Here is a 5287-nt window from a genome sequence, read left to right as displayed (position 1 = left end):
GGCCCACGGCACCGGTACCACTCTGGGTGATCCGATCGAGGCCGAGGCGTTGCTGGCGACGTATGGCCAAGACCGTGCTGTGGATCGTCCGTTGTGGCTGGGGTCGTTGAAGTCCAACATCGGCCACGCCCAGGCCGCTGCGGGTGTGGGTGGTGTGATCAAGATGGTGATGGCGATGCGGCACGGTGTGCTGCCGCGGACACTGCATGTGGATCAGCCGTCGACGAAGGTGGATTGGTCCGAAGGCCATGTGCGCTTGCTGACCGAATCGGTGCCGTGGCCGCACACGGATCGGCCGCGTCGTGCCGGCGTTTCCTCCTTCGGCATCAGTGGCACCAACGCGCACGTCGTCATCGAGCAAGCCCCGGCCGCGGTGGTGGAGCCGGTGGTCAAGGCCGTGCCGGTCGGTGGGTTGTCGCCGTGGGTGCTCTCGGCGCGCACCGGCGAGGCTCTTGCCGAGCAGGCCGGGCGCCTGGCATCGCGGGTGGCCGAGCACGATCCGATCGATGTCGGTTTCTCCTTGGCGTCCACTCGGAGCGCCTTCGAGCATCGTGCCGTTGTCCTGGCCGCCCACCGTGATGGCGTGCGGGCGCTGGGTCGCGGCGAATCCGTTCCTGGTGTTGTGTCCGGTCGTGTGGTGCCGGGTTCGACGGGTGTGGTGTTCTCGGGTCAGGGTGCGCAGTGGGCTGGCATGGCTACCGAGCTGCGTGCGGCGTATCCGGTGTTCGCCGAGGCTTTCGATGCGATCATCGCTGAACTGGATCCGCTGCTGGGGCAATCGGTTTCGTTGAGTATGGCGTTGGCCGATGGTGATCTGGTCGACCGGACTGTGTTCGCGCAGGCGGGGTTGTTCGCGTTCGAGGTGGCGTTGTTCCGGCTGCTGGAGTCGTGTGGAGTGCGGCCCGATGTGGTGGCGGGTCATTCGATCGGCGAGGTCGCTGCCGCTCACGTGGCCGGAGTGATGTCGCTGGCGGACGCGTGTGTGCTGGTGGCCGCGCGTGGCCGGTTGATGCAGGCACTGCCCGCCGGTGGGGCGATGGTCGCTGTGGGTGCGTCGGAGGAGCAGGTGCTGCCGCTGGTGGCTGGTGGGGTATCGATCGCGGCGGTCAATGGTCCGGCTTCGGTGGTGTTGTCCGGTGTCGAAGACGATGTCGTCGCTGTTGCTGATGCGTGTGCCGAACGCGGTTGGCGCACACACAGGTTGCGGGTTTCGCACGCCTTCCACTCGGCGTCGATGGAGCCGATGCTGGATGAGTTCGCTTCGGCGATCGAGGGTTTGGTGTTCGCCCGGCCGACTGTCCCGTTGGTGTCGACGGTGACCGGTGCCAGGGTCGAGCACGAGATGTCGGAGCCGTCGTACTGGGTGGGTCAGGTTCGTGACACGGTGCGTTTCGCCGATGCGGTCACCGCGATGGCTGGTTCGGGTGTGGCCAGGTTCGCCGAGGTCGGGCCCGACGCGGTGCTGACGCCGATGATCGCGCAGACTCTCGGTGGCGCGACGACAGTCGCCGTGGCCGAGCGCGACCGTGCCGATGCCACGACGGTATCGAGTGCGGTGGCCGGGTTGTTCGTCTCGGGCGCTGAGGTGAACTGGGCGGGTTTCTACGCCGGTACCGGTGCCCCGCGAATCGACCTGCCCACCTACGCTTTCCAGCGTCGGCGCTATTGGATGTTCGAGGGCGCCGCCGGTGGCGGTAATGCCCGGTCGATGGGTCTGGCGACCACCGGACACCCGCTGGTTTCGGCGGTGGTTTCCCAACCGGACTCCGGCGCGGTGATCCTGACCGGTCGCCTGTCGGTGCCGACGCATTCTTGGCTGGCCGATCACCGGGTGATGGGCACCGTGTTGTTCCCCGGCACCGGTTTGGTCGAACTGGCCATGCATGCCGGAACGCAGGTGGGCTGTTCGACCCTGGAGGACATGGTCCTGCGGGCTCCCCTGGTGCTGCCGGAATCCGGCGGGGTCGCGGTGCGCACTGTCGTCGGCGCCGAGGACGAGACCGGTCGTCGCGCGGTGCGAATCTACTCCTGCCCTGATGGGGCGGTCGATTCGGCGTCGTCGTGGACACTGAACGCCGAAGGTGCGCTCGCCGCGGAGGCGGAAACATCTCGGGCAGGGGCGGCCGCTGTCGACCTCGCCGCATGGCCCCCGGCCGGTGCGCGGCCGCTGGACATCGACGGGGTCTATGACCAACTGCTCGATGCCGGGTACGGGTACGGTCCCGCCTTCCAAGGTCTGCGGGCGGCATGGCAACGCGGCGAGGACGTGTTCGCCGAAGTCGCGCTGCCGGATCCGCAGGAAGCGACGGACTTCGGGCTGCATCCGGCCCTGCTGGATGCCGCTCTGCACGCGTGGCGGTTGGCCGGTCACCTGTCGGCGCGCGACACCGGACCCCGGTTGCCGTTCGAGTGGTCCGGTGTCACTGTGCATGCGGTCGGGGCCGATGCTGTGCGTGTTCGGCTGACCCCCGTCGGCGAGCACGCGGTGGCCGTCGATCTCGCGGATCCGACCGGTGCTCCGGTGGCGACGGTGCGGCAGCTGGCTTCCCGGCCGATCGATCCCGCGCAGCTCGCCGTCGGCGCGTCCACTGTCGACAACGCGTTCTTCCAGGTCGAGTGGATGCCGATCTCGGTGTCCGATACGGAGATCGGCGCGGCGTCGTGGGCGGATCTCGGTGACGAGGTTCCGGCCGCGGTGGTGTTGGAGTGCCCGGCGGGTAATGATCCGGCCGCTATTCGTGCCGCGACTCACGAGGTGCTGCACGTGCTTCAGTCCTGGATTGCCGATCAACGGTCCGGTGAGTCGGTGCTGGTGGTTCGGACCAGTGGTGCGGTATCGGTTGCCGGGGAGGACATTACGAATCTGGCCGGTGCCGCTGTGGGTGGTCTGGTTCGTTCGGCGCAGGCGGAGAGCTCCGGCCGGATCGTGTTGGTGGACACCGATTCCGACATCGAGGGACTGCTCGGCGGGATTCTAGCCGCGGAGGAACCGCAGGTGGCTGTGCGCGGCGGGCAGGTACACGGTGCGCGACTCACCCGGGCGGCCGCCACTCGGGCGACCGCTTCGGCTCCGAGCTCCACTTTCGGTCCGGACGAGACGGTTCTGATCACCGGTGCCAGCGGCTTCCTCGGTGGATTGTTCGCCCGGCATCTGGTCGACGCCCTGGGTGTCCGTCACCTGCTGTTGCTGAGCCGCCGCGGTGAATCCGCTCCCGGCGCTGCGGAGCTGCGGGCGGAGTTGCAGCGTCTCGGTGCCGAAGTCGAGTTCGCCGCCTGCGATGTCGCCGACCGTGGGGCGCTGGCCGAGGTGTTGGCGGCTGTTCCCGCGGGCCGTCCGCTCACCGGTGTGTTCCATACGGCCGGTGTGCTCGACGATGGTGCCATCGCTTCGCTGACCGCGGATCGGATGGATGCGGTGTTGCGGCCCAAGGTCGATGCCGCTGTGCACCTGCACGAATTGACCGCCGATCTGCCGTTGAAGGCGTTCGTGCTGTTCAGCTCGGTGGCCGGCGCATTCGGCGGCCCTGGTCAGGGCAACTATGCCGCGGCCAACGCCTGCCTCGACGCACTCGCGGTACACCGCAGGGCATCCGGGCGCTCCGGCCGGTCGCTGGCGTGGGGTCTGTGGAGCATGGATGGCGGGATGGGCGCGGAGCTCAGCGACGTCGATCGGCACCGCATGTCTCGTGCGGGCATGCTGCCGTTGTCGGCGGAGCAGGGCTTGGCGCTGTTCGATGCCGTTGCCGAGATCGACACGGCGGCTCCCATTCTCGCCCGTCTCGAGCTGGCGAGCCTCCGCAGCGTCGGGTTCGCCGCGACCCTGTTGTCCGGCCTGGTGCCCGCACGCCGCACAACAGCCTCGGGGGCACCAACGGCGCTTCGTGCCCGTTTGGCGAACACACCCGAGGGCGAACGCCCCGGTGTGCTCGTTGAAGTCGTTCGCGGTCAGGTCGCGGCGGTGCTGGGTCATCAGAATGCGAAGGCGATCGCGGCGGACCGGGCCTTCACCGAATTGGGCTTCGATTCGATCACCGCTGTCGAATTCCGCAACGCCCTCAAATCCGTGACCGGTCTGCGGTTGCCGGCGACTCTGGTGTTCGACTACCCGTCACCGGAGGCTTTGGCCGAATATCTGGCCGAGGAGTTCAACGGCAACCGCGACTCCGGCCGATCGGCAGATTCGTCGGACAACGATATTCGCAGAGCCCTGCAAACGATCCCCGTCGCCCGTCTCCGCGACGCGGGCCTGCTGGATGCACTCCTGCAGCTCGCACAGGGGCAGGAAAGCCACAGCGAGATCGATCAGAGCAGCACGGACGAATCGATCGACGATCTCGATATCGACGACTTGATCGACATGGCTTACAACAACTCATCAGAGGACTGACGGCGATGACGAAGCCCGACGACAATACTCAGAAGCTCGCTCAGGCGTTGCGCGTCTCACTCAAAGAGACCGAGAGGTTGCGTGCCCGCAACCGCAAGCTCGACGCGGCCCTGCGCGAACCTATCGCGATTGTGGGTATGGCGTGTCGTTATCCGGGTGGTGTCGGCTCTCCCGAGGATCTGTGGCGGTTGGTCTCGGACGGGGTCGACGCGACGTCGGAGTTCCCGGTCAATCGTGGGTGGGAGACCGATCGTCTCTACGATCACACCGGCGAGACACCGAACAGCACCTATACCCGTGCGGGTGGATTCCTGCATTCCGCCGGCGAGTTCGATCCGGCGTTCTTCGGGATCAGTCCCCAGGAAGCGGCGCTGATGGATCCGCAGCAGTTTCTGCTGTTGGAGACCTCGTGGGAGGCGTTCGAGCGGGCCGGTGTCGATCCTGGTTCGCTGAAGGGAAGCCGGACCGGTGTGTGGGTCGGCATGATGTATCACGACTATCCGGCGAACGCGAATTCGGGTTCTATCGCCTCCGGTCGGGTGTCGTATGTCTTCGGCCTGGAAGGGCCGTCGGTCACCGTCGACACGGCGTGCTCGTCGTCGCTGGTGGCGATGCATTCGGCCGCGCAGTCGTTGCGGTCGGGGGAATGTGATCTGGCGTTGGCCGGTGGTGTGGCGGTCATGGCGACCCCGGAAACATTTGTGGAGTTTTCTCGGCAGCGGGGGTTGTCGCCGGACGGGCGGTGTAAGTCCTTCGCTGATGCGGCCGACGGTGTCGGATGGTCCGAGGGCGTCGGTGTGCTGGTGTTGGAGCGGTTGTCCGACGCGCAGCGCAATGGTCATCAGATTCTTGCGGTCATCGCGGGTTCGGCGGTCAATCAGGATGGTGCGTCCAATGGAT

The 5287-nt window shown here is 67.0% G+C and carries 2 protein-coding genes; both read left to right on the top strand.

Annotation, left to right across the window (positions count from 1 at the left end):
* A partial coding sequence (locus tag ACFWPJ_RS23685; protein ID WP_378854584.1) for a type I polyketide synthase occupies positions 1–4387 on the top strand: 4387 nt, incomplete at its 5' end.
* A gap of 5 nt (positions 4388–4392) precedes the next feature.
* On the top strand, positions 4393–5287 hold an 895-nt coding region (locus ACFWPJ_RS23680), incomplete at its 3' end, for a beta-ketoacyl synthase N-terminal-like domain-containing protein (protein WP_378854583.1).

The organism is Nocardia sp. NPDC058497 (genome assembly GCF_042720195.1).
Classification (GTDB): domain Bacteria; phylum Actinomycetota; class Actinomycetes; order Mycobacteriales; family Mycobacteriaceae; genus Nocardia.
This window is presented reverse-complemented; position numbering and strand designations above follow the sequence as displayed.